Raw genomic sequence first — 22,913 nt, 5'->3', positions numbered from 1 at the left:
CCGTGAAGGTCGGCGTGGTCGGGGCGGGACTGGTCGGCGCGACCGCCGCCTACGCGATGGTGCTGCGCGGCTCGTGCAGCGAACTGGTGCTCACCGACGTGGACACGGCGCGGGCCACGGCTGAGGCCCAGGACATCGCGCACGCGAGTCCGGTCACCCACGGCACGCGCGTGAGCAGCGGCCCGCTGGAGGATCTGGCCGGCAGCCGCGTGGTGGTGGTCGCCGCTGGCGCGAACCAGCAGCCCGGCGAGTCGCGCCTGGAACTGCTGGGCCGCAACGCGGAGATCTTCCGCGACCTGCTGCCCCGCGTGGCCGCCGCCGCTCCGGACGCCGTCCTGCTCATCGCCACCAATCCGGTCGACCTCCTTACCGACCTGACGGCGCGGCTGTTGCCAGGCCGGGCGGTACTGGGCTCGGGCACGGTGCTCGACAGCGCCCGCCTGCGCTGGCTGACGGCGCAGCACGCGGGCGTGGACGCCACCCACGTCCACGCCTCGGTGCTGGGCGAGCACGGCGACTCGGAGGTGATCCCCTGGAGTGCCGTGACGGTGGGGGGCGTGCCGGTCGCCGCCTTCATGTCGGCGCGGGCCCGTCCCTGGACGCCGGAGATCCGCGCCCAGATCGAGGCCGATACACGCGGCGCGGCCGCCGCGATCATCGGGGGCAAGCGGGCCACCTACTACGGCATCGGCGCGGCGCTGGCCCGCATCACCGAGCGCGTCCTGGGCGACCGCCGGGCCGTGCTGACCGTCAGCGTGCCCACGCCCGAGTACGGTGTGAGCCTGAGCCTGCCCCGCGTGGTAGGCGCGGCTGGCGTGCTGGACACCATCGTGCCGGCCCTGGACGACGCCGAGGCGCGGGCGCTGACGGCCAGCGCCGACGTGCTCAGGGCGGCGAGGTCGAGCCTGGCGGAGTGGTCGGAGCCGGCGTAGACGTGGCCGGTGCGGGCGCGGCGGATTCGCCGTCCTGGAACTCGCCCGTGATCGTGCCGCCCTCGGGCTTGACCGCGTAGACCTCGTTGCGGTCGAGGTCGTACAGGATCATGCCGGCGCTCAGGGTGTCGCCGCCCTTGACGCTCTGCGCTGGCTGCCCCGGCGTGCCGATCAGCCGCGCGACGTTACGGGTGTCGTCGTACTCGACACGGGCGGCCTTGCTGACCCGCCCGCCGCCAGAGTTCAGGACGACGTTCCCGACCAGCGTGGTCTTCTCCTGATCGACGTCCACCTCAATCTTCTCGCTGGTACCGCTCAGCGGATCGCTCTGGTTGGGCCGGTTGAAGGTGATCGGCCCGTCGATCCGGGCGATGCCGTCGGTCTCGTCGTACAGCAGCTTCTGACCCTTCAGCTGTGTCTTGCCCTGCGTGACGAACACCGTGTCGGGCGCGGGTTTCGCGGTCGCCTCGATCCCGCACTTCGACAGCCGGTCGGTCGCCCCCTCGGGCGCGGCGTCAAGGAACTTCGCCGTGCCGGCACTGGCCTCCACCCGGCCGTCGCTGCCGTCCTGGCCCTCTCTGGGCTGCTGCTGCGTGACCACTGCCAGCGGCACCCGGATCACATTCTTGTCGATGGTGATCTGGATGCCGCTCTGGGTCGTCTCGCTGAACACGGCGAGGTTCGGGGCATTTTCCGGGTCACCGTCCTGCGGGCCGCACGTGGCGAAGATGCCCGTGTCGTCGCTGGTGCCGGTGCGCACGATCTTGATACGGCGCTCCTTGCCGTCCTTCTCGCCCCGGCGCACCAGTTCCAGACTGGCGTTCTCAGAACCGGCGGTGTCGGCAGGTGCAGCCTCCGGGGTGTTGGCTGGGGCCGCGTCAGGGGCCGGGGTCGTCTGTGCTGGCGTGGTCTGGGCCGGCGTGGATGGGGCCAGAGCCGGCGCTGGCGTCGTCTCCTGAGCCAGCGCCAGCGGCGACACCCCACCGGGCGGCCCGCCGAGCAGCGTCAGCGTCAGCAGGGCCGCCATGGGTCGCCGGAGAAGCACCATGCGTGAGTCTAACGCCGTGGCGACCACCTCCCCTGTCCGGTCTGACCCACCGTCTTATTGCTCGCTGCGCAGCTTGAACTGATCCGTGGGGATCTTGTACGCCGAGTTCAGCACCCGCACGCGGGCCAGATCCGTGCGCTGCTCCAGATAGCCGCTGGCCGGTGCCCGCAGCGTCACGCGGGTCTTGCTGTCGATGCTGACCGCGTTGCCCACCACGTAGGCCACGTTCTTGCGGTCGTCGTAGTACACGGAGTCGCCCGTGGTCGTCGTCGTACCCTGCACCAGCTTCACGCCGCCGCGCACGTACAGCGTCTTCTCCTTGGTGCGGGCACGAACCTCGGTGCCGCTGATCACCAGTTCCTTCTGGGTGCCCTTCGCGGCCCGCGTCAGGCTGGGCGTGCCGGTCAGCTGCGCGAGTTCCTTGTCCTCGTCGAACACCAGTTTCTCGGCCTTGCCGGTCTGCGTGCCGTTGGTCAGGCTGACGCTGCCGGTGCTGGTCGACACGTTGTTGTCCACGTCCAGGCTCATCTGCGTGGCCTGGATGGCGACGTTGTCGCCGTCTTCCTTGTTGGCGGGCACGAAGGTCGCGCTGGGCGTGCCGGTCATGATGCCCTGCCCGGTGGCCTCCGAGTACGCGAGCTTGCCGCCCTTCGCGGTCAGGCGGCCACGGGTGACGAGCACGTTGCCGGTGAAGTCTGCCGTGCGCTTGCCCTCGGCCTCCAGCAGACCCGCTCCGGTGGGATCAGCCAGCACTGCCTGCGCGGACTGTAGTTGCAGGGTGCTGATGGTCGCCTTCACCGGATTTCCTGTGTAGGTCAGCGGGCCGGTACGGACATTGCCACGGGCACCACCCTGAATCTTGACGATCCGGTTGGTCGGTGCAGCGGTCTGGGCCAGTGCGGTCGAGACGAGCAGGGCCGTGAGGATCAGGGGTCGGTAGGTCATGTCAGTTCTCCTTGGAACGCGCGGCGGCCCTGGGATTAGGCACGAGCTGGCCGTCGCGGCAGATTTTGGCGGGTTTAGTATCGATTCGGGTACTCGAGCGGTCGTTATCCATGTCGTTCAGATCGAAGTTGAAGCTCATCTGCAACTTCTCGGCGTGGCCGGACAGGAATGGAGAGCGGATCTCCGCAACCGGTGCACTGAAGCCCCGGCCCTGCTCGATCGTCACGGGCTGTGCGTCCGTGCCCTTCAGATCGATGCCCGCACACTCCTTGACCAGCGTGATCCGGGCCTGACGGGTGGTCATGGTGTCCTGATCGTCGATACTCAGCTCCGGCGTGTCCAGGCGGGCGTCGAGCGTCTCCCGGCCGGTCAGGGCCTTCGTCTTCGGATCTCGCTCTCGCAGCAGGCGCTGGCCGCCGGACAGGCCACTGAGCTGCGTCTGTCCGGCGACCGGATCGCTGGTCACACGCTGCGCCGCGAACGACCACACGGCGTCCTCGTCGCGGCTGGGGTACATGCGGAACTTCACCCCACTCAGCTCGGCCCCGGTACGGGCATCCGCCCGCCCGCCAGACGGCAGGAACGCGAACAGCAGGGCAAAACCCAGGATGGCAAGAAGGGCGTAGAGACCGGCTTTCGGCACGCGGGCACTCTACCGCGCCCCCTTCATGAGAGTGGTGGGCCAGGGGTGGGTTGAGCCCTGCCCCTGCCGGGGGAGGACAGGTCGGCACCGGCATTACCCTGACGGGCATGATCGACACGCACACCCACCTCGACTACCTGGACGATCCGGCCAGCGCCCGCGGCGAACTGGGCCTGACCGCCCTGGTGTGTATCGGCGCAAGTCCCGAGCACGCCCGCAACGCCGTGGCCCTGGCCGAACAGTTCCCCGACGTGTACGCGACCGTGGGCCTGCACCCGACCGATACGGACGAGGACAGCCCGGAGACCAGGGCCGCCATCGAGGCGCTCGCCACCCACCCCCGCGTGGTCGGCATCGGCGAGAGCGGTCTGGACGACTACTGGGACGACACGAAACGCCCGGCACAGGTCAGCGCCTTCGAGTGGCAGCTGGAGCTGGCGCAGCGCACGGGCCGGCCACTGGTGATCCACACCCGCGACAAACAGAACCGCCAGAGTGCCCACCACGGCGTCATGGACGTGTTGCGGGCGTGGCCGGACGTGCCGGTGATCCTGCACTGCTTCTCCGGTCATGCGGGCCTGCTGCGGTTCGGCCTGGAACGCGGCGAGCACACGTACTTCGGCTTCGCCGGCAACACGACCTATAAGAACGCGCGCGAGATCCACGAGGCGGCCCAGATGCTCCCGCTGCCTCGGATGCTGCTCGAAACGGACGCGCCCTTCCTGGCCCCCGTGCCGCACCGGGGCAGACCCAACCGGCCCGGCTACGTGCGGCACACCCTGGAGTTCATCGCCACGCTGCGGCACATGGACGCCGCTGAACTGGAACGGGTGACCGACAACAACGCGCGGCGGGTGTATGGGCTGCCGGACATGCCCCCGGCGCCGACCGGGGCATGATGGCCCCATGACCGACCCGACCACCCTGACCACCGAGGCCCGCACCGTGCTGGACGTGATCCGCCGACGGCGCACGGTGGACATCACCCTCCTGAAACCCGATCCGGTGCCGCGCGACGTGCTGGAACACGTCCTGACGGCGGGCACCTGGGCCCCCACCCACGGCCTGACCCAGCCGTGGCGCTTCACGGTCTTCACGGGCGAGGCCCGCACGCGGCTGGGCGAGATCTTCGCCCAGGCCTATGCTGCCGGCACTGCCGCCGACCGGGGCAGCGAATCGGCCCTGGCCGCCCAGCGGGCCCGCGCCCTGAAGGCTCCGGCGTGGATCAGCCTGGAACTGCACGTGCCGTCCACGTCGAGGTTCCCGCTGTGGGAGGAGCAGGCCGCCCTGAGCAGTGCGGCGCAGACCATGCTGCTGGCCGCGACCGCCTTCGGGCTGGCGGGCAAGTGGGCCAGCGGCGCGGTCATGATCAGCCCGGTGACCGCTGCCGCCCTGGGGGCACCGTCGCTCATGGGCTTCCTGTACCTGGGATACCCGAACGCCGGGGTACCGGACAGCACCCGCGCGCCACTTGCCGATAAGGTCACCTGGGCCGAGTAGAGGTCACAGGTTGGCTCTGAAGAACGCCACCGAGCGGCTGAGCGCGGTGCGCAGATTCCCGCTGAGATTGTGGTTGTCGCCCACGTACCGGTACGCCTCGACCGGCTGCCCGGCAGCGCGCAGGTCGTCCGCGAGATTCTTCTGGAAGCTGTAGGGAACGTCCTTGTCCGCCGTGCCGTGGTGGAGCTGGATGGGGCGGCCCCGCAGCTCCTTCAGGGCGGCGTTGGGGCTCAGGGCACGCAGGTAGCGGCGGTTCAGGGAGTCGAGCGCAGGTCGCGCCTCGGTACCCTGGGCACGCCAGTCGGTGGCTAGAACGTCGTAGCTGGCGACCACCCCTGCCCACAGCGACGCGGCGCGGATGTCCGGATCGACCAGCATGGCCCGCAGCGTGAGCTGCCCGCCCATGGAGTGCCCCCACATGCCCAGCCGCCGGGCGTTCACCCGCGAATCCTTCTTCACGCTGGCGGCGGCGTTCAGCACGTCAATCGTGTAGCCGGGATCGTCGTAACCGCCCCGCGCCGTGCCCTGGGAGCTGCCGTGCCCCCGGTAGTCGCTCTTCAGGGTCACGTAGCCGGCGCGGGCGAAGGCGTCCTGGTAGGCCACATAGCGCTCGGTGGTGCGGTACTCGGCGGGCGGGATATAGCCGTGGTTGAACACGATGGCCGGCCAGCCCCCCGCTGGCGGCGTGCCGCGCGGCACGGTCAACAGCGCGTAGATGGTCAGGCCGTCGGACTGGTAGCTCACGACCTGCCGGGTGTAGTTCGACCCGGCGGCGAGCGTCCGCACCACCGTCAGGGCGCTGCCCGGATATGTCCGCGCCCGCAGCGCCGCGAGGCTGATCGGCTGCCGCGCCACCGCGGCCTGGAGGGCGGCGTCGGTCACCCGCCCAAAGGGATCGCTCTGGATGGTCGTGGAGCCGGACTCCCCGGTGGGCGGCGTGGTCTCCCCTGCTCCGGGGTTGCCCAGCCCGACCACACGGTCGCGCAACTCCTCCACCGATACCGCTTCCCACGGCACGGCGAAGGGCAGCCGCTGCGGCTGGAACAGCGCCACATACCCGGCCCCCAGGACGGCCAGCAGCACCACGAGACGCAGCGATTCCCTCACCGCGCCGTCCTCACAGATTGGCCTTGAAGAACGCCACCGAGCGGTTCAGAGCCGTGCGCAGATTGCCGCTGAGATTGTGGTTGTCGCCCGGATAGACGTAGCTCTGCACCGACTTCCCGGCCGCCCGCAGCTGCCCTGCCAGCGCCGTGTGGAAGGCCACCGGCACCTCCTCGTCGGCACTGCCGATATGCAGCTGGATGGGGCCGCCCAGGTCACGCAGGTAGCTGTTGGCGCTCAGGGCATTCCAGAACTTCGGGTTGGCGTCCGGGGTACCGTATTTCGCCACAGCCGTCTTCCGCAGATTCAGGACGCGCTGGGGAATGCTGGCCGGCGTGCGGTTGTTCCAGCCGGTCATCATCTGGTCGTAGTTGCCGACCACGCCGCCCCAGATCACGCCGGCCTTCACGCTCCTGTCGATCACCATGGCCCGCAGGCTCAGGAAGCCGCCCATGGAGTGCCCCCACATCCCGATCCGGGCCGCGTTGACCCGCCCGTCGCGCTTGAGGCTGCCCAGCGCGTTCATGACGTCGTTGGTGTAGCCCGGCGCGTAGTACCCGCCCAGCGCCTCACCCTGCGAGCTGCCGTGCCCCCGGTAGTCGCTTTTCAGCGTGACGAAGCCCGCCCGCGCGAAGGCGTCCTGGTAGGCCACGTAGCGCTCGGTGGTGCGGTAGACGTTGGGCGGCACATACCCGTGGTTGAACACGATGGCGGGCCAGCCGCCCTTCGGCGGCGTACCGGTCGGGACGGTCAGCAGGGCATTGATCCGCAGGCCATCGGACTGGTAGCTCACGACCTGCCGCGTGTAGTTGCTGCCGGAGCGCAGGGTCTGCCGCACGGTCAGGGCGCTGCCGGGATAGGACTTCTGCCGGGCCGCCGGAATGTTCATCTGTGCGGCGTCGACCTTCGCCAGCGCCGCAGCGGACTGGGCACCGGCCGACGGCCCACCGACCGACAGCAGCAGGAGGGGAAGGGTCAGCAGGGCGGCAGGCTTCATGGGTTCAGCGTATGCGGCCAGTACGGTTCAAACCGCGTCTGCCGCACCGTTCTCGCCGTCAGCCGTCTTGAGCGTCGTCCCAGCCAGCGCTCATGCGCTCAGCGGCTGATGTCGTATCCGGTGATCTTCTGCACCGCGCGCGGATTGGTGGCGCTCAATCCCTGTGCCCGGTCGTAGAGGTTCCACCCGGCCGAGACCGTCAGGGCGGGCAGCCCCTCGTTCTCTCCGGGCAGGAAGTCCGGGATGGTGATCGGCTGGGTGGTCGTGCTGACCGGGCTGTAGATGAGCCACTGCCGGTTGCGGGCGACGGTCTCGCCGATATTCGGGCGCGCGTCGTTGTTGGCATCGTTGAACGCCACCACCTGATACACACCGGCCACGTTGGGCAGCGGCGTATTGGGCAGCTCGAAGCCGTATGACCACGTGCCGGCGCCGCTCTCGACGACATTCTGCGCAATCGAGCTGTTGGTGCTGACCGCCACCGGGAAGCCCGTGCCCACCAGCGCCAGCCGCAGCCGGGGCGAGCTGCCCCAGTCGCCGCCCAGCGTGCCGCTCAGCCGGTACTCGGCTGGTGCCTTCACAGACGTCTGACCACAGGCGGCGAGGAGCAGGGCAGGAAGCAGCAGGGCGGGGAACAGGCGCATAGGGGTCAGGGTACGCCACATTGGATGGGCTCCATGAAGCCGTGGTCAGACGGGTCGGGTGGTGGCCGGGAATCCAGTGCTGGCCGGAGGCACCGAAGGTCTGGAATCCATGAAGAGGACTTCATGAGGCCGTGTCTTTTCACGCTGAGTGAAGCTTGCGCAGGAGATAAACGGGCGATAAGCTTTCCGCCATCACGACCGCCGCCCGGCCACCGGCCAGGGCAACCACGCTGCCATGCCCTGCGACCGCAAGATGTTTCGTGCGGCCCGTGCACGTCGTCCGTTCATTTCAAGGAGTCGCCATGAACAGAGTTCACGCCACCGCACTCGTCTCGTTGACCGCAGCGCTGCTCAGTGCGTGCAATATGGGCGGTTCCCCGGCCCCTTCCAGTACCGTCGGAACCGGCAGCCAGACCGTCGCGGGCGCCCTGTCGAATTCCGTGGGCGGCAAGCTGGTCGCAGCGAGCAGCTTCACCGTACAGACCGCGACCGGGAAATCCCTGAGCGGCGTGACCGATGCCAGTGGGAAGTTCACGCTGAAACTCGATCCTGGCGTGTACAGCATTGAATTCAAGAAGGCGGGGTATGCCGCGTCGCGTATCGAGGGCATCCGGGTCGTTGCGGGTACGAACGATCCGCTGAACGCCATCCAGCAGAACGCCTTCGCCACGACCCTGCCAGTCGGGGTGCCGACTGTGAAGGCGCAGTACCTGACTGGCGAGACGCTCAACGACTTCAGCACCGATGCCGCGAACGCCACCTCATTCAACGCGAGTGCCGGGGTGCCGACCGAGATCACTGTCACGTCCAGTTCCCCTCAGAACAGCCCCGGCAACATTTATGTGGGGGTGGGCGGCGTGCCCGGCTCGGGCTACTTCGGCACCCGCGTCATCAACACGCCCGATCCCAAATTCACCACGGCGACGGTCAAGGCGCTGCTGGTCAACGATCCCAAGGGCAGCGACTCGCTGCGTGGCGTGCGTGGGCCGACCACGCTGTACGTCGTGGCCTACGATACGAATTTCAACCGACTGGAACGCCGCATTCCCATCGTGATCACGGACGACCAGCCGAACACGAACGCCCTGACAGCCTTCGCGACAACCAAGGTGCTGGCCGTGACGCTGGCCCAGAAGGTTGGATTCTTCTCGCCTGTGCGGCCGACCGGAGCGCCGACTGAACTGAGCACGCTGTGGGTCGATGTCAACTGGACGTACCCCAAGGGCACGACCGCCCTGCCCCTCGGTCACCGGCTGTGGACGAGCGACGACGGCATCACCTTCCGGGTGCTCAAGACCGTGGAGGGCAAGGCCACGGTGGCCCGCGACGGCAGCGGAAGCCTGGAGGCCGGGAAGACGGTGTACTACAAACTCGAAGCCTTCAACAGCACGCAGAGCACGTTCAGCGCTGTCATGAGCACCACGCCCCTGAACAGCTTCACGCTGTCGGACTTCACTCCGGCCGAGGCCAGCACCGGCGTGGCCCGCAAGCCGACGCTCGGCTGGAAGGTCTCCAGCACGGTCGGGCACCACCGCAAGTTCTACGTGATGGTCAACGATTACCCGCAGCAGAATGCCGCGTGCTTCTGGGGTCAGGGTCTGTGTGGGGGCGGCTTCCAGGACAACATGTTCATCGACGACGGCAGCATGCCCGCCCTGAAGCAGACGGGTACCGCGTACTCGGTCGCGTTCAACGCGAACGGCACGGCGCTGCTGCCCGCGCTGGAAAGCCGACACGCCTACACCTTCGACGTCTCGGCCGCCGCCTTCAGCGAGACCGAGGACGCGGTCAGCATCGCGCACGACTACTACGACATCTTCTACACCTTCGACACCTGCAACTTCGGCGGCCCGGTGTGCGAGGGACAGGTCGTCAACTTCTCGACGGGAGACCAGGAATGAACAAGCTCGCCCTCCTCAGTCTGACATCGGCGGTCCTCCTCGCCGCCTGCGGTACCACCCAGCCCACCGCCGCCACGCCGTCCGGCTCCTTTTCCGGATTCACAGGCCGGCATACCACGCTCAGCCGCGTCGCCTCGACGAACCTGCCCGATCCGGCGCAGCTCGTGAAGACCGGCCGCGAGGCTGACCGCACCCAGGAACTCGTGGTGGGCTACGCCGACCGCGCGAGTCTGGATCGGCTGGCGACGCACCTGGGCGCCACGGTTCGCAGCACGATCCCGCCCCTGCGGCTGGCCCTGCTGGTGCTGCCGGAGCAGCTCAGTGTGTCCAGAACGGCCACAGCCCTGAGCCTGCGGCCCGTTGCCGGCCTGCGCTACGCCCAGGCCAACACCTACGACGGCCAGCGGCTGCCCGTGCCGGCGGCCACCCCCCTGGGCACCCAGAACCTGACCGCCCAGGCCGACGGTGACCCGCTGAGCGTCAAGCAGTGGTGGATCACGCAGATCGGCGCGGATCAGGTGCGGTCGGTCGCGACCGGCAAGGGCATCGTCGTGGGCGTGGTCGACGACGACCTGAACCGGCAGCACGAGGATCTGAAGGCCGACGGGAAGATCGTGACCGGCATCGACACGAGCACCCTGGAGGAGCTGACGCCGGATCTGCCCCTGACCACGGGCGATCACGGAAGCGGATCCGCCGGCACCATCGCCGAGCGTCTGGGCAACGGCGTGGGCGGGGCAGGCGTCGCGCCGGACGCGATCCTGATGCCAGTCCGGATCTTCACCGACAAGGGCTTCACCGGTTCATACAACGTCGCCCTGGGCATCGTGTATGCCGTGGATCACGGAGCCCGCGTGCTGAACAACTCGTGGGGCGGCGGCGGCTACAGCCAGGTTCTCAAGGACGCCGTCGACTACGCCCTGTCGAAGAACGTCGTGGTGGTGGGTTCTGCCGGCAACGACCATGCCAACCAGATGACCGGTCTGGGGGCCTTCACCGGCGTGATCAATGTGGGTGCCAGCGCAGGCGACGACATGAAGGCCGATTTCAGCAACCTGGGTCTGCGGGTGGACGTGTACGCGCCGGGCGACAACGGCCTGACGACCTACAGCGAAGCGAACGACGGCTACGGTTCCTTCGGGGGCACGAGCATGGCTGCGCCGGTCATCTCCGGTGCGGCAGCCCTGCTGCTTGAAGCCAATCCCGCCCTGACCCCGTACCAGATCAAGAACCTGCTGATCAGCACCGGCGACGCCATGAAAGATCCGCGCACACAGGGCTTCAAGCGCGTGAACGTGAAAGCCGCCCTGGCCGCTGTAAAGGCCGGCACAGTGCCTGCCGACGGCGGCAGTGTGGAAGTTGCGGTCTCCGATCTGGTTGAGCGCGCGCCGGTCGACGGTTCGGACGTGATCCTCACGCCACTCGACGGGCAGAACAAGGGCATGGACTACATCGGCGCGACTGGTGGCTACCGGCTGGAGGGCCAGACGGCGGCCGACACGGGCTTTGCCGGGTACGCGCGCTTCTACGGCGTCGAACCGGGCCGCTACTCGATCAGCGTGAGTGGACCGGGCGTCAATTCATACGGCGGGGTGCGCGTGACCGCAGCCAAGCCCATCACCGTGGAAAGCGGGAAGACAGTGAGGGTTGCGGCCGAACAGCAGGTGGATTTCTACGAGTATTCCGATTTCGATGCCGACACCGGTACGCTGATCCGCAACAACCTGCCGGCCACGGCGACCAATTTCACGGCGTTGCCCGCGGTGGTCACGGAGGACGGTCTGCTTCTCGGCGGCGCGTTCGACAACTCAAATCATGCCTATTCGCCCGCCCCCACTGGCGCGGACGTCGATTTCCTGGCGTTCAAGGTTCCGGCCGGCAAGACCATCACGGTGCAGGGCCTCAGTTCAGCCCTCGCCTCGACGGCCGGCGTCAAGGTCGACCTGCTGAACGCGGCCGGAACCGTCGTGGCCGGCGGTACGGCCGGCGTGGCCGTACCCGAACTGGGCCCCAGCGTGACCTCCGACAGCAAGGCCACGTACACGTCGGCCGCAGGTGGGACGTTCATCGTGCGCTTCAGCAACACCACTGCGAAAGAGGGCCTCGGGGCCGTCTACGCCGGGTTCATCAGCATCAAGTAGACCCACCGTCACCTTCTGCGGCGGCTGCCCCATGCGGGGGCAGCCGCCTGCCTGTCTCGCCATCAGCGATCCGTCACGCGCTGACCGCACACTGGAGATATGACTGGCCGCCGACTCCGCTCCGCCGCGCTCCTGGGCGCACTCCTCTGCAGCGGCATGTCCACGCCGTCACTGGCTGTTCAGGGCACGGGACGGCTGATGACGGTTCCCCGCGTGCCGCCCGTATCCCGCATCGTGCCGCCCAGCCCGGTCGTGCCGCCACCCACCCTGAGCGCCCAGGGAATCGACCCGCTGGCCCTGCCCACCCGCGTGTTCGCCCCCGGCCCCGACGGCAGCGCGACCGTGAACGGCCTGCAGATCAGCGTGGTGAGCACAGTCCTGGCCCGCGATCGCCGCAGCGCGACCGTCCGTCTGCTCGTGCGGGGAATCGTGCCCCGCCTGCGCGACCCGGCCACGCTGCACGTGAGCGTCACCGGCGAATCCGGCAGTACCCTGCCCGCCACCGTGGTCATCCCTGCGGTCTCTGGCCAGGAACTGACCCTGGACGTGAGGATCACGCTGCCGCAGGAAGGGCGCGGCGACACGGCGTTGCGAACCGTCGACCTGCCCGTCCGGATGGTCGTGTACACGGCCCGCAGCGGCGTGGCCTTCCCACTGAACCTGCGGCGTCCCTGAAGAGAACCAGCAGCCTCCGCACGAGGCGGGCCATGACGGCCCGCCTTCCTCATTGCCACCGCTATCGATCCGCCGCCACTCCAGTCAGGATCGCTCCGATCACTCCCTCCAGATCCAGCGGCCCGGTGTCGATGACGTGGGCATCCACGGCGGGGGCACTCTGGACGTGATCCAGCTCGTCGCGGCGGATCAGGGCGGCCTCGATGGCGTCCACGTCCTCTGGGCGCTCTTTCGCGCGGCGCTGGGCGCGGACACGGGGGCTGGCGGTCAGGTAGAACTTGGCGGGCGCGTGTGGAAAGACGTTCGTGCCCATGTCGCGCCCCTCGGCGACGAAAGGCGGGGGCACCTGCCGCAGCTGGTCGTTCACCCACGCCCGCACGCCGGGCAGCACGGCCACGACGCTGACGCCGTGATCGACGGTGCTGGAATGCAGGTCATCGGTCAGGTCGCGTGTGCCCTGCCACACGCGGTTGCCCTCGGCCAGCGGCTCCAGGCGCACCGGATGGGCGTGCAGCGCGGCCAGGACGGCGGCCTCGTCGTTGAGGTCGGCCCCGCTGTCCAGCCCCAGCAGGGTGGCGGCGCGGTAGAGCAGACCGCTGCTCAGGTACGGAATGCCCAGCGCGCGGGCGACACCGCTGGACACGCTGGACTTGCCGCTGGCAGCAATCCCGTCGATGGTGACGATCAGGGAGGGGTCGGGGGTGGGGAGCGGACGGCCTGGCATCACGGGCAGTGTAGCCGGGCCATGCCACCTTTGGGCGGTCGCGGGGCCTCATCCGGGGCCGCTAGACTTGAGCGGTCATGAAACACGCTGCCCTGATCCTCACTGCGCTGCTCGCGCTGACCGCCTGCCAGAAGAAGGCGGCCGACACCGCCGCGACGGACACCACCACCGAGACGGCCGCCACCGACACCACGACGCCGGCCACCGAGACGCCCGCCACAGAAACACCGGCCACCGAGACGCCGGCCACGGACACGCCCGCCGCCACGCCTGCCGTTACCACGGCCGGGCCCATCCCTGCCGGATACACGCTGGTCGCCCCCCTGACGGACAAGCCGGTGCGCACGTTCAAGGCCGAGCCGGACTACGCCCTGGCCGACGGCAAGGACTACTACGCGCTGATCGACACCAGCAAGGGGCAGCTGCTGGCCGACCTGTACGAGCAGGAGACGCCGGTCACGGTGAACAACTTCGTGTTCCTGGCCCGCAACCACTTCTTCGACGGCATCCGGTTCCACCGCGTGATCGACGGCTTCATGGCGCAGACGGGCGATCCCAAGAGCGTGGACACCGCCACCAAGGCCGAGTGGGGCACGGGCGATCCCGGCTACAAGTTCGCCGACGAGTTCCGCACCAAACTGACCTTCAACTCGCCCGGCATCCTGGCCATGGCGAACAGCGGCCCGGCCACGAACGGCTCGCAGTTCTTCATCACCTTCGTGCCGACCGACTTCCTGAACGGCAAGCACACGATCTTCGGCAAGGTCGTGACGGGCGACGATCTGCTGCCCAAGCTGACGCGCACCATGGATCAGAACAACACGGACATCGCGGACGCCGTGGCCGACCAGATCATCAGCGTGCGGATCGTCACGAAGAACTGATCCGCTGACCCTGGGGCCGGGCCGGTATGCCACCGGATCCGGCCCCGTTCTCATGAGGATTTTCCCGTGCCCATGCGCCACTATGCGGATGCGCCGGGCGTGGAGCCGCTCTAGCCTGAAGGGATGATGGCCGACGTCTCCCCTTCACCGTCCACGCGAAGTTCCACGCTGGGCGTCCTGCGCACCTACCTGGGGCCGCTGAAATGGCAGGTAATGGGGCTGGCCGCGCTGCTGCTGTCGGCCGTGGGCCTGAACCTGCTGCTGCCGCAGCTGCTGGCCCGCTTCGTGGACAACGCCAAGCTGGGCGGCGCGGCTGACCCTGGCCTGCTGGTGCGGCTCGCCGGCATCTATATCGGGCTGGCCGTGGGCGTGCAGCTCCTGAACGCCAGCGCGACCTTCGTGGGGGCGCGGGTCGGATGGACAGCCACCAACCGCCTGCGGGCCGACCTGATGGCGCACCTGCTGTCGCTGGACATGCGCGAGCACAAGGAGCGCACCCCCGGCGAGATGATCGAACGCATCGACGGCGACGTGACCGCCCTGAGCAATTTCTTCTCGCAGTTCGCGGTGCGGGTGTTTGGCGCGGCGCTACTCCTGACCGGTGCGCTGTTCATGTTCTACCGGGTCGACTGGCGCGTGGGCCTGGGGGTCACGGCCTTCACACTGATCACGCTGGTCGCCATGAACGCCGTGCGCAAACTGGGCGTGGAACCCACCCGCCAGGAGCGGGAGGCCAGCGCGAAGCTGTTCGGCTTCGTCGAGGAGCGTCTGTCGGGTCTGGACGACATCCGGGCCCTGGGCACCGGCGGACACCACCTGAACGCCTTCCTGCGCACGCAGCGCGAGTTCTTCACGCGCAGCATCCGTTCGTGGCGGCGGCGCAGCGTGGTCTGGCAGCTGAGCATGATGCTGTTCGCTGCCGGCTACGTGGGCGTGCTGGTGGCCGCCGTGGGCCTGTACGCCGCCGGGCAGATCACGCTGGGCACTGCCTTCCTGATGTACCAGTACATGAGCATGGTCGAGGAACCCATCGACCAGCTGACGCAGCAGCTTCAGGAACTGCAGAAGGCCGGCGCGAGCCTGGGCCGCGTGGGCGAGATCCTGGCCCTCAGGAGCGGCATCGTGGACGGCACGCAGACGCTGCCCGCCGGGCCGCTGGGCATCGACTTCGAGGACGTGAGCTTCACCTACACCCCGGACGACCCGGAGGCGCGCGGCGTGCTGCACGGCGTGTCCTTCCACCTGCCCGCCGGGCAGACGGTCGGCCTGCTGGGCCGCACCGGCAGCGGCAAGACCACCCTGACCCGCCTCGTGTCGCGCCTGTACGACGCGACCGGCGGGCACGTCACGCTGGGTGGCGTGGACGTGCGGGACGTGCCCCTGAAGACGCTGCGGCGGCGCGTGGCGGTCGTCACGCAGGACGTGCAGCTGTTCCAGGCCAGCGTGCGCGACAACCTGAGCTTCTTCGACCCCACCATCCCCGATGACCGGGTCGAGGCCGCCCTGCGCGAGGTCGGGCTGGACACGTGGCTGGCGCGGCTGGAACAGGGCGTCCACACGCCCCTGCCCACCGGCAGCCTGTCGGCCGGCGAGGCGCAGCTGCTGGCCTTCGCCCGCGTCATGCTGCTCGACCCGGCCGTGATCATCCTCGACGAGCCGAGCAGCCGCCTCGATCCTGCCACGGAAGGGCTGCTGACCGCCGCCATGACCCGCCTGCTGGCCGGGCGCACCGCGATCATCATCGCGCACCGGCTGGACACCGTGGCCCGCGCCGACCGGATTCTGGTGCTGGGGGGCGGACTGGTGCTGGAGGACGGCGAGCGCGCGCAGCTGGCCCGCGATCCGCGCAGCCACTACGCCGAACTCCTGCGGGCCGGCGTGCTGGACGACGCCGAGGGGGTGCTGGCGTGACGCCTGAGGACGTGAGAGAGGCCGAGCAAGTCACACGCCCCCCCATCCTGGCCATCCCCCACGAGCACCGCACAGATCGGAGCCCCGCATGACGACCACCTCACCCGCCCCCCACGCGACCCGCGAGCGCACCTTCGCGCTGTCGAAACGTCTGTTCGTCTATAAACCGGGCCTGTTCGCCTTCAACCTGCTGATGTGGAGCATGATCCACGCCTCGCCCGCGCTGCTGACACTGGCGGTGAGCCGGCTGTTTCAGGGGCTGGAGAACGCCGAGGCGCTGAAGGTCGCCGGGCAGCCGCTCGACCCGGCCATCGCCGCCGCGTGGGTCGCGGTCGGGTGGTTCGCGCTGGTGCGGACGAGCCGCATCGGCATCTTCTACGGCGGCTTCCGGGCGTGGATCGAGCTGTGGTACACGCTGGACGCCCTGGTGCGCCGCAACCTGATGGGCTACCTGCTGACCGCGCCAAAATCCCGCCGCCTGCCCGACACCCCCGCCGAGGCGGTCAGCCGCTTCCGCGACGACGTGGACGACGTGGCGGGGTACACCGAGGTGTGGGTGGACGGCGCGGGCTTCGTGCTGTACTCGGCCGTGGCGATCACGCTGATGGCGCAGGTCGATCCGCTGATCACGCTGCTGGTATGCGCCCCGCTGCTGCTGATGGTCGCCTTCGTGCAGCGCCTCTCGCCCACCATCCGCACGTACCGCCGCCGCATGCGCGAGGCGACCGCCCGCGTGACCGACTTCATCGGTGAGACCTTCAACGCCGTGAGCGCCGTGAAACTCGCCGCCCGCGAGGACGGCATGGTCGCGCATCTGAAGACCCTCGGTGAAACCCGCCGCCACGCCGCCCTGCGCGACGTCCTGCTGACCGAACTGATCCGGGGCGTGAACACCAACATGGTGAATCTCGCCGTGGGGCTGGTGCTGCTGCTGGGCGCGAACAAGGTGCGCGGCGGGGCGCTGGACGTCGCCGACTTCGTGCTCTTCATCGGCCTGCTGCCGCGCCTGACCGGGAGCATGGGCTTCTTCGGCGACGCGATCGCCCGCCACCGCCGCACCGGCGTGAGCTACGAGCGTATGACCCGCCTGCTTCAGGACGCGCCGGACACGACGATCGTCGAGCACCACGACGCCTTCCTGACCCGCGAGCCCACCGCGCCCCCCGCCGCCCCGCCCGCTCTGCCGCTGGAGCAACTGCGCGTGCAGGGCCTGACCGCCACGCATCCCAGCGGCCTGGGGGTCACGGACGCCACCTTTACCGTCCGGCGTGGCGAGTTCGTGGTCGTCACCGGGCGCATCGGCAGCGGCAAGAGCACCCTGCTGCGGGCGCTGCTGGGCCTGATCCCGAGCCAGGGCGGCAGCGTGCAGTGGAACGGCCAGCGCGTGGACGATCCGGCGACCTTCCTCGTGCCGCCGCGCAGCGCCTACACCGCTCAGCTGCCGGGCCTGTTCAGCGACACCCTGCGCGAGAACGTCCTGAGCGGCAGCGATGAACATCGCCTGGGCCGCGCCGTCCGGCTGGCCGTGCTGGAACCCGACCTGAACCAGCTCCCGCAGGGCCTGGACACGCCCGTGGGGGCACGCGGCGTCAAGCTGTCCGGCGGGCAGGTGCAGCGCACGGCGGTCGCCCGCATGTTGGCGCGGGACGCCGACCTGCTGGTCTTCGACGACGTGTCGAGCGCCCTGGACGCCCGCACCGAGGCCCAGCTGTGGGACGGCCTGTTCACCGAGACCGACGCCACGTGCCTGGTCGTGTCACACCGCCGCGCCGCCCTGACCCGCGCCGACCGCATCCTGCTCATGCAGCACGGCCGGATCGTGGACGAGGGCACGCTGGAGGAACTGCTGGAACGCAGCGCCGAGATGCGGGCGCTGTGGGCGGAGGAGGTGGTGTGAGGCTGGCGGTTCCACCAGCAGAGATGTAAGGACTGGGCAAGGCGGATTGATCCGACTGTTACCTCAGACACGCAGCGGGCGGGCTCCATCCGCCACCCCCTCCCCAACCCTCTCCCACGAGGAGGGAGGGAGCTGAAGGCACCGATGGCACGGCGGACTTTCTATTTCACATCAAGCGTCGCAAGGGGGAAGGGCATGAAACGCCGAAGCGCCCTCCCCTGCCCCTGACCGAATGCCATCGGGAGCGCAGCTCACGGTTGCGGACGGCATGAACCAGGGAGCAGATCCATCGCCCCACGCCAACGAAACCGCCGCACAGGCCAGCCAGTCAACCTGGCGACCACGTGCCCAGCCCCCCTGCCGGCGGGCAGAGGGGGTAGGGCCATCAGGTCAGATTTCCTGCAACGGAATCTCCGCCAGCCACGCCGGCACGGCATCGGGAGGATACGTATCGAACACCAGCCGCGTCAGCGACACCAGCGGATACCCCCCCAGCGGCCCGTCCTGTGCCCGCCGGTCGACGATGCACGCGATGGCGGCGCACTGCCCGCCGGCCTTCTCGGCGGCCAGGACGGCTTTCAGGACGCTGCCCCCGGTGGTCAGCACGTCCTCGACGGCGATGAAGGTCTCCCCTTCCCCGATGCTGAAGGCCTCGCGGATCTTCATGCCGCCCTGGCCGTCCTTCTCGGCAAAGATGGCGCGGGTGTTCAGGTGGCGGCCGACCTCGTAGGCCAGGACGACGCCGCCCATGGCCGGGCCGATGACGAAATCGGCGCTCAGGCCGGCATCCGTGATCGTTTGCGCCAGGGCCTCCCCGACCTGACCGGTCAGGTGTGGGTACTGGAGCAGGGTGGTGGACTGCAGGAACTTGGGGCTGTGCCGCCCGCTGGCGAGCAGGAAGTGCCCCTCGTGATACGCGCCGGCTTCCTGGTAGAGCTTGAGGACGTCCATGAGGGGAGTATCTCATTCTGCAGCGGCGGGCCGTGGCATGGTGGGGTATGGAGTCGGTGCCGTTTCCGGGGGCAGTGGTGGTGCGGGTGCGTCGGCAGCTGCTGGGCATCGGGGTGGAGGAACTGGCGGCCGAGGCGGGGCTGGACGCGGCGCTCCTCCAGATGCTCGAACGCGGGGAGTACGATCCGCGCAGCCTGCACCCGAAGGCGCGGGCCGTGCTGGAACGTCGGCTGGACATCACGCTGTAGGAAGCGCTGGGAGGTGATGTCGTGAACCACGCGTTCGTGGATGCGAGCTGGCACGAACTGCCCGACGGCAGCGGCGTGGGCGGCTGGGGGCTGGTACTGATCACGCCGGGCGCGCTGCCGGCCCGCTTTCAGGGCCAGCTCGACTCGCCGGACAACAACCTGGCCGAGGTGCGGGCAGTGCTGGAGGCGGTGCGGCTGGCGCCGCCGGGCGAGGCGCTGACGGTTCACACCGACAACGAGGCCGTGATCGCGTCGGTGGGACGAGGACGGGGGCCGGAGCTGCTGCACGAGGCCGCGCGGGAGGTCATGGACGACGCGCAGGAGCGGGCGGTGACCCTGCGGGTGGTGTACGCGCCGCGAACCCGCCGCCACATGCTCTCGGCGCACGAGCTGGCGAACGGAGCGCGGCGGGGCGTGGGCGGCGGGCCGCCCGGGGTGCAGGCAGACGTGCTGATCGAGCACCGCCCCGGCTGGCCCGAGGCGCGGGTGAGCCTGCGCCGCGCCGGGGAACGGGTCACGGCGCTGGTACCGCTCGATCCCACCTCGGAGGTGCCGCCGAGCGCGCAGGCGCTGCTGGCGGCGGTGGGGCTGGCGCAACCCGGCGAGGCGCTGGTGGTGCGTCGCGCCAGCCGCGTGGCCCAGGCGCTGTGGCGGCGGCCGGAGCGGGCGCTACGGGTGGAGGCCCAGTCCCAGCTGCGCGAGGCGCGGCAGGTGGCCGACCAGAGCGGCGTGCAGGTGGAGTTCCTGGCGTCGTGACCGCTACGGCTGGGCGGCGCGCAGGGTGTGCCGCACGCGCAGGGCGAACAGCGCGGCGATCACGAACTTGGCGACGATGTCTGCATAGATGATCTGCGCGATCTGGCCACCGGGCATGTCGCCGGCAAAGGCCAGCAGATTAAAGAGCACGCTGTCCAGCGGCACGCTCACGGCGTTGCTGGCGAGCACCCGGGTCCACCACGAGCGCTGGATCAGGCGCTGGTACACGGCGGTGTCGGCGAGCTCGCCGACCAGAATCGCCAGGAAGCTCGCGCCGATGAAGCGCCACGGGGTGCCGGTCAGCAGGGCCGCCACCGTATTCACGGCCAGCGCCACAGCAATGGCGATATACACGGCGTTCAGGCCACCCGCGCGGTGGATGCGGTCGCGCAGCGTGAACACGGCCGCGAAGAAGATCGTGCCCACGCTCAGCAGACCGTACACCGGCAGTGGGATGAAGCGGTTCAGGGTCAGGTTCGCGAGCAGGATGCTCAGCGCGTACAGCGCGATCAGCAGGGCAGGATGGCCCCGGGCGGGCGAGGTGGTCATGGCACGTCCTCCGGGCCGACGTGACAGCACAGGTCACGGGCCACCCCAGAGGGTAGCAGAGCGCCCCCACCGCGCGGTGGGGGCGGGGCACGCCCGGTTCAGCCCTGGCGTCGGCGGAAGAATGACGTCCTGGCCGTACCAGCCGGGCGTGTGGCCGGCGGCAGGATGACGGTCTCGAACTCGCGCACGGCCGACTGCAGCCACTCGGGCGCGCCGCTGTACTCGCCGAATTCGTGGCTGGGGAGCCACTCGGCGTTCATGATCGTGTCGGGCTGGGGATTCAGGATGCCCGAGCAGTACTGTGTACCGAAGATCAGGTTCAGGCGGGCCTCCCCGTTGCCGCTCTGCACACCCCGCCCGGCATGCGATCCCACCAGCCGGAGGTCACTGACCGCGATCCCCACCTGCGACAGCAGCGCCCGGCGCAGATGCATCTCGATGATGTTGCTGCCTGCCGGCACCTCCAGCATCAGGCCGGGCAGGCTCTGGCCGCCGCCCGGCAGCAGGGGCCGGTGGTGCCGGACGATCAGGTAGGTGTTCTGGTGCTGAACAAGCGCGAACACGCCCACCTGAAAGGCGACGGGAAGGGCGTGGGCTGCGCTGGGCGTGGTCACGTCGGGGCCTCCTGGCGGGGGTAACGAAAGGGGTTACGTCTGAGTGTAAACCTCACCATGACCCACGGTACAGGGACGGGGCCGGCCCAGGGGCTCAGACAGTGGGGTGGCCTCCACCCCCCTCACCACCTGCATGAAGGTGTCGTCATGCGCGGGGCTCGTCCACGCGGGGGACTGCACGAGCAGCAGGGATGTGACCTGGGCCGCGTCCGGCCACACGCCCTGCGCCTCCGGCTGGCGACGCAGGGTGGTGCGGGCCTGCACGTCGGCCGGCAGCAGCGCTCCGAGTTCCGTGCGGGTTCGTGGCAGGTCGAAGCCCTCCGCGACGGGCAGATGCGCGTGCCACGCGGGATACGCGCAGGTATAGGTGCGGATCAGCCCGGCCGACAGGCCCAGCCCCGCCCAGTTGCCGGGCCGCACGCGGCGCGGATCGCCACTCAGGCTGGCGAGGTCGTGGTGCGAATCGACGTTCAGGACGTCGTGGCCGGGATACTGCTCCAGCCACGCCCAGGCGTCGGCATGGCTCAGGGCGACATACGCTGGGACGCCCGCGTACTGCGCGATGGTCTCCCAGCCCGGATACAGCGGGTAGTCGGCGTCCAGCGCGTCCCACGCCGTCCCGCCGCGCCGCAGGGTGCGTGTCCACCACGCCGCATCCCGGTCGTGCGGACGGTCACGCGTGCCCCAGATGGGCGCGTCGAACACCAGTTCCCGCGTGCCGGAAAACGCGTCCCAGTCGACGCTGAGCAGCATGTCAGAAGGCCCTCAGGTAGCTGACGCTGGCGGGGTCGCGCACGAAGCCCAGGCGGTCGTTGATGGCGAGCATGGGGGCATTGTCGCTGGCATTGTCGGTGCGGATGGTGGGGGCGCCGTGCGCCCGGGCCACGTCGATGGCCGCGAGCTTGAGCACGGTCGCCACACCCTGACCGCGCCACGCGCGGGTCACACCGGTGAGGCCGGTGTACAGCGCGTCGCTGACCTCCGACGCGAACAGCACGGTCTGCCCGATGAAGTCGTCGCCGTGTGCAGCGACCACATAGGCGTCCGGCAGCAGCCCCGGATCACCCAGCACGGCCTCGTCGAACACCTGGAAGGACAGCGGGGTGGCGGGCTCGCTGCGCGGCACGTCCGTGCGCACGTCGCTCATCAGGGCGTGCAGGCGGGCAGGCAGATCCGGTGTGCGGGCGGCGCGGAGGTCGGTCAGGCTGACGATCCGGACGCCCCTGGCCTCCAGCCGGGGCCGCAGCGTGGCGAAGGGCCCCGGGTCGAAGGCCCCCACGTCCAGCGCGCTGGTGAAGTAGCGCTTGCCCCCCGTGAAGCCGCGCCGGGTCAGAAAGCCCGGCGCGGTGCGGTGATCCTCGCGGGCCAGCACACGGATGGACTCCGCGCCGCGCCCCCGCAGATCGGCCTCGATGGCGGCCCACAGCGCCCCCCCCGCCCCCTGATGCTGCCGCTCCGGAACCACGCCCAGATCGAGCACGAAGCGGCGCGGATGGTACGCACCGGGATTCTGGAAGTACGCACCCATACCGACGACCTCCGGGCCGTCGAGCGCGACCAGGGTGGCGGCCGTATACCCCCAGCCGCGCTGCTCGTCCTGGCGTCGGCGCAGGTCGGTGCCGCTGACGGGCTCGTGCGGGTGCGCGGCCGAGTACGCGCGGGCCGCCGCCTCCCACTCGTGCTCCTGCACCGGCCGCACCGTGATCATACGGAACTTACGCGATTCCAGGACATGCCGTGAGAAGATCGGCACGTCCTTCCATCGCTCCAGTTCCGTATTGTGTCCGCGCTCGCTCTGCTTCGCAGCTGTGCACGTCCGCTCGGGTTCGCCTCCGGCTCACCTGAATTC

At 69.4% G+C, this 22,913-nt stretch carries 23 protein-coding genes; 11 read left to right on the top strand and 12 right to left on the bottom strand.

Features of this window, described 5'->3' with window-relative positions; genetic code table 11:
• The first annotated feature begins 2 nt into the window (after window positions 1-2).
• Window positions 3-932, top strand: a complete 930-nt coding sequence (locus U2P90_RS06440) for a lactate/malate family dehydrogenase (protein WP_322474266.1) — start codon at window positions 3-5, stop codon at window positions 930-932.
• Here the strand turns inward: U2P90_RS06440 and U2P90_RS06435 are convergent.
• The 3 genes from U2P90_RS06435 to U2P90_RS06425 are packed head-to-tail and all read right to left on the bottom strand — an operon-like array spanning window position 886 to window position 3,568.
• Window positions 886-1,980 carry an LptA/OstA family protein gene (locus U2P90_RS06435; protein WP_322474265.1) on the bottom strand — a complete coding sequence of 365 codons (1,095 nt, stop codon included), beginning with the start codon at window positions 1,978-1,980 and terminating at the stop codon, window positions 886-888. The genes U2P90_RS06440 and U2P90_RS06435 overlap by 47 nt on opposite strands.
• 54 nt (window positions 1,981-2,034) lie before the next feature.
• Window positions 2,035-2,925: an LptA/OstA family protein gene (locus U2P90_RS06430; RefSeq protein ID WP_322474264.1), complete on the bottom strand. Its 891-nt coding sequence runs from the start codon at window positions 2,923-2,925 to the stop codon at window positions 2,035-2,037.
• Between the two features lies 1 nt (window position 2,926).
• A complete protein-coding gene (locus tag U2P90_RS06425) occupies window positions 2,927-3,568 on the bottom strand; it encodes a hypothetical protein (RefSeq protein ID WP_322474263.1) in 642 nt (213 codons plus the stop codon).
• Window positions 3,569-3,675: 107 nt separating this feature from the next.
• Here U2P90_RS06425 and U2P90_RS06420 point away from each other — a divergent pair, with 107 nt between their 5' ends.
• Window positions 3,676-4,467, top strand: coding sequence for a TatD family hydrolase (locus tag U2P90_RS06420; protein WP_322474262.1), 792 nt, complete (start codon window positions 3,676-3,678; stop codon window positions 4,465-4,467).
• 7 nt (window positions 4,468-4,474) lie between these two features.
• Window positions 4,475-5,068: a nitroreductase gene (locus tag U2P90_RS06415; RefSeq protein ID WP_322474261.1), complete on the top strand. Its 594-nt coding sequence runs from the start codon at window positions 4,475-4,477 to the stop codon at window positions 5,066-5,068.
• 3 nt (window positions 5,069-5,071) lie between these two features.
• Here the strand turns inward: U2P90_RS06415 and U2P90_RS06410 are convergent, their stop codons facing one another.
• The 3 genes from U2P90_RS06410 to U2P90_RS06400 form a co-directional block, all read right to left on the bottom strand.
• On the bottom strand, window positions 5,072-5,950 hold the full coding sequence (locus tag U2P90_RS06410; RefSeq protein ID WP_380101572.1) for an alpha/beta hydrolase family protein: 879 nt from the start codon (window positions 5,948-5,950) through the stop codon (window positions 5,072-5,074).
• 235 nt (window positions 5,951-6,185) lie between these two features.
• Entirely contained in the window at window positions 6,186-7,169 is a 984-nt protein-coding gene (locus U2P90_RS06405) for an alpha/beta hydrolase family protein (protein WP_322474259.1), read from the bottom strand.
• Window positions 7,170-7,267: 98 nt separating this feature from the next.
• Window positions 7,268-7,813 (bottom strand): hypothetical protein, encoded by a 546-nt coding sequence (locus U2P90_RS06400; RefSeq protein WP_322474258.1) that lies wholly within the window; start codon window positions 7,811-7,813, stop codon window positions 7,268-7,270.
• Between the two features lie 302 nt (window positions 7,814-8,115).
• Between U2P90_RS06400 and U2P90_RS06395 the strand changes: the two genes are divergently transcribed.
• From U2P90_RS06395 to U2P90_RS06385, 3 genes are all read left to right on the top strand, one after another.
• A complete protein-coding gene (locus tag U2P90_RS06395; RefSeq protein ID WP_322474257.1) occupies window positions 8,116-9,714 on the top strand; it encodes a carboxypeptidase-like regulatory domain-containing protein in 1,599 nt (532 codons plus the stop codon).
• Entirely contained in the window at window positions 9,711-11,855 is a 2,145-nt protein-coding gene (locus U2P90_RS06390; protein ID WP_322474256.1) for a S8 family peptidase, read from the top strand. Before U2P90_RS06395 ends, U2P90_RS06390 begins: the two co-directional genes overlap by 4 nt.
• Before the next feature lie 198 nt (window positions 11,856-12,053).
• On the top strand, window positions 12,054-12,530 hold the full coding sequence (locus U2P90_RS06385; protein ID WP_322474255.1) for a hypothetical protein: 477 nt from the start codon (window positions 12,054-12,056) through the stop codon (window positions 12,528-12,530).
• Between the two features lie 61 nt (window positions 12,531-12,591).
• Here U2P90_RS06385 and cmk read toward each other — a convergent pair whose 3' ends face one another.
• Window positions 12,592-13,218 (bottom strand): (d)CMP kinase, encoded by a 627-nt coding sequence (gene cmk, locus U2P90_RS06380; RefSeq protein WP_322474669.1) that lies wholly within the window; start codon window positions 13,216-13,218, stop codon window positions 12,592-12,594.
• 113 nt (window positions 13,219-13,331) lie between these two features.
• On the opposite strand from cmk, the gene U2P90_RS06375 reads away from it, so the two are divergent.
• The 3 genes from U2P90_RS06375 (at window position 13,332) to U2P90_RS06365 (ending at window position 17,946) form a co-directional block, all read left to right on the top strand.
• Entirely contained in the window at window positions 13,332-14,138 is an 807-nt protein-coding gene (locus U2P90_RS06375; protein ID WP_322474254.1) for a peptidylprolyl isomerase, read from the top strand.
• A 126-nt stretch (window positions 14,139-14,264) separates the two neighbouring features.
• Window positions 14,265-16,049 (top strand): ABC transporter ATP-binding protein, encoded by a 1,785-nt coding sequence (locus U2P90_RS06370; RefSeq protein ID WP_380101574.1) that lies wholly within the window; start codon window positions 14,265-14,267, stop codon window positions 16,047-16,049.
• An 88-nt stretch (window positions 16,050-16,137) separates the two neighbouring features.
• Window positions 16,138-17,946, top strand: coding sequence for an ABC transporter ATP-binding protein (locus U2P90_RS06365; RefSeq protein ID WP_322474252.1), 1,809 nt, complete (start codon window positions 16,138-16,140; stop codon window positions 17,944-17,946).
• A gap of 390 nt (window positions 17,947-18,336) precedes the next feature.
• On the opposite strand, the gene pyrE is transcribed toward U2P90_RS06365, so the two are convergent.
• Window positions 18,337-18,897: an orotate phosphoribosyltransferase gene (gene pyrE / locus U2P90_RS06360; RefSeq protein WP_322474251.1), complete on the bottom strand. Its 561-nt coding sequence runs from the start codon at window positions 18,895-18,897 to the stop codon at window positions 18,337-18,339.
• 47 nt (window positions 18,898-18,944) lie between these two features.
• Between pyrE and U2P90_RS06355 the strand changes: the two genes are divergently transcribed.
• Together U2P90_RS06355 and U2P90_RS06350 are read left to right on the top strand one after the other, a co-directional pair.
• Entirely contained in the window at window positions 18,945-19,145 is a 201-nt protein-coding gene (locus U2P90_RS06355; RefSeq protein ID WP_295814977.1) for a helix-turn-helix domain-containing protein, read from the top strand.
• Window positions 19,146-19,166: 21 nt separating this feature from the next.
• Window positions 19,167-19,901: a ribonuclease H gene (locus U2P90_RS06350; protein ID WP_295814978.1), complete on the top strand. Its 735-nt coding sequence runs from the start codon at window positions 19,167-19,169 to the stop codon at window positions 19,899-19,901.
• A gap of 3 nt (window positions 19,902-19,904) precedes the next feature.
• On the opposite strand, the gene U2P90_RS06345 is transcribed toward U2P90_RS06350, so the two are convergent.
• The 4 genes from U2P90_RS06345 to U2P90_RS06330 form a co-directional block, all read right to left on the bottom strand.
• Window positions 19,905-20,450, bottom strand: coding sequence for a VUT family protein (locus tag U2P90_RS06345; RefSeq protein ID WP_322474250.1), 546 nt, complete (start codon window positions 20,448-20,450; stop codon window positions 19,905-19,907).
• 98 nt (window positions 20,451-20,548) lie between these two features.
• Window positions 20,549-21,064 carry a hypothetical protein gene (locus U2P90_RS06340; protein WP_295814984.1) on the bottom strand — a complete coding sequence of 172 codons (516 nt, stop codon included), beginning with the start codon at window positions 21,062-21,064 and terminating at the stop codon, window positions 20,549-20,551.
• Between the two features lie 33 nt (window positions 21,065-21,097).
• Window positions 21,098-21,817, bottom strand: a complete 720-nt coding sequence (locus U2P90_RS06335; protein ID WP_322474249.1) for an arginase — start codon at window positions 21,815-21,817, stop codon at window positions 21,098-21,100.
• A gap of 1 nt (window position 21,818) precedes the next feature.
• Entirely contained in the window at window positions 21,819-22,817 is a 999-nt protein-coding gene (locus U2P90_RS06330; protein ID WP_322474248.1) for a GNAT family N-acetyltransferase, read from the bottom strand.
• Between the last annotated feature and the right edge of the window lie 96 nt (window positions 22,818-22,913).

This window comes from Deinococcus sp. AB2017081 (assembly GCF_034440735.1).
Lineage (GTDB): Bacteria > Deinococcota > Deinococci > Deinococcales > Deinococcaceae > Deinococcus > Deinococcus rufus.
The sequence above is the reverse complement of the archived record's forward strand: the minus strand, read 5'-3'. Positions and strand labels throughout refer to the sequence as shown.

Bases quoted from the DNA above. Each gene is read 5' to 3' on its own strand.
- U2P90_RS06355 (WP_295814977.1), top strand. From the start codon at position 18,945: ATGGAGTCGGTGCCGTTTCCGGGGGCAGTGGTGGTGCGGGTGCGTCGG.
- U2P90_RS06345 (WP_322474250.1), bottom strand. From the start codon at position 20,450: ATGACCACCTCGCCCGCCCGGGGCCATCCTGCCCTGCTGATCGCGCTG.
- U2P90_RS06375 (WP_322474254.1), top strand. From the start codon at position 13,332: ATGAAACACGCTGCCCTGATCCTCACTGCGCTGCTCGCGCTGACCGCC.
- U2P90_RS06400 (WP_322474258.1), bottom strand. From the start codon at position 7,813: ATGCGCCTGTTCCCCGCCCTGCTGCTTCCTGCCCTGCTCCTCGCCGCC.
- U2P90_RS06420 (WP_322474262.1), top strand. From the start codon at position 3,676: ATGATCGACACGCACACCCACCTCGACTACCTGGACGATCCGGCCAGC.
- U2P90_RS06435 (WP_322474265.1), bottom strand. From the start codon at position 1,980: ATGGTGCTTCTCCGGCGACCCATGGCGGCCCTGCTGACGCTGACGCTG.
- U2P90_RS06335 (WP_322474249.1), bottom strand. From the start codon at position 21,817: ATGCTGCTCAGCGTCGACTGGGACGCGTTTTCCGGCACGCGGGAACTG.
- U2P90_RS06365 (WP_322474252.1), top strand. From the start codon at position 16,138: ATGACGACCACCTCACCCGCCCCCCACGCGACCCGCGAGCGCACCTTC.
- U2P90_RS06405 (WP_322474259.1), bottom strand. From the start codon at position 7,169: ATGAAGCCTGCCGCCCTGCTGACCCTTCCCCTCCTGCTGCTGTCGGTC.
- U2P90_RS06370 (WP_380101574.1), top strand. From the start codon at position 14,265: ATGGCCGACGTCTCCCCTTCACCGTCCACGCGAAGTTCCACGCTGGGC.
- U2P90_RS06430 (WP_322474264.1), bottom strand. From the start codon at position 2,925: ATGACCTACCGACCCCTGATCCTCACGGCCCTGCTCGTCTCGACCGCA.
- U2P90_RS06385 (WP_322474255.1), top strand. From the start codon at position 12,054: ATGACGGTTCCCCGCGTGCCGCCCGTATCCCGCATCGTGCCGCCCAGC.
- U2P90_RS06415 (WP_322474261.1), top strand. From the start codon at position 4,475: ATGACCGACCCGACCACCCTGACCACCGAGGCCCGCACCGTGCTGGAC.
- U2P90_RS06395 (WP_322474257.1), top strand. From the start codon at position 8,116: ATGAACAGAGTTCACGCCACCGCACTCGTCTCGTTGACCGCAGCGCTG.
- pyrE (WP_322474251.1), bottom strand. From the start codon at position 18,897: ATGGACGTCCTCAAGCTCTACCAGGAAGCCGGCGCGTATCACGAGGGG.
- U2P90_RS06390 (WP_322474256.1), top strand. From the start codon at position 9,711: ATGAACAAGCTCGCCCTCCTCAGTCTGACATCGGCGGTCCTCCTCGCC.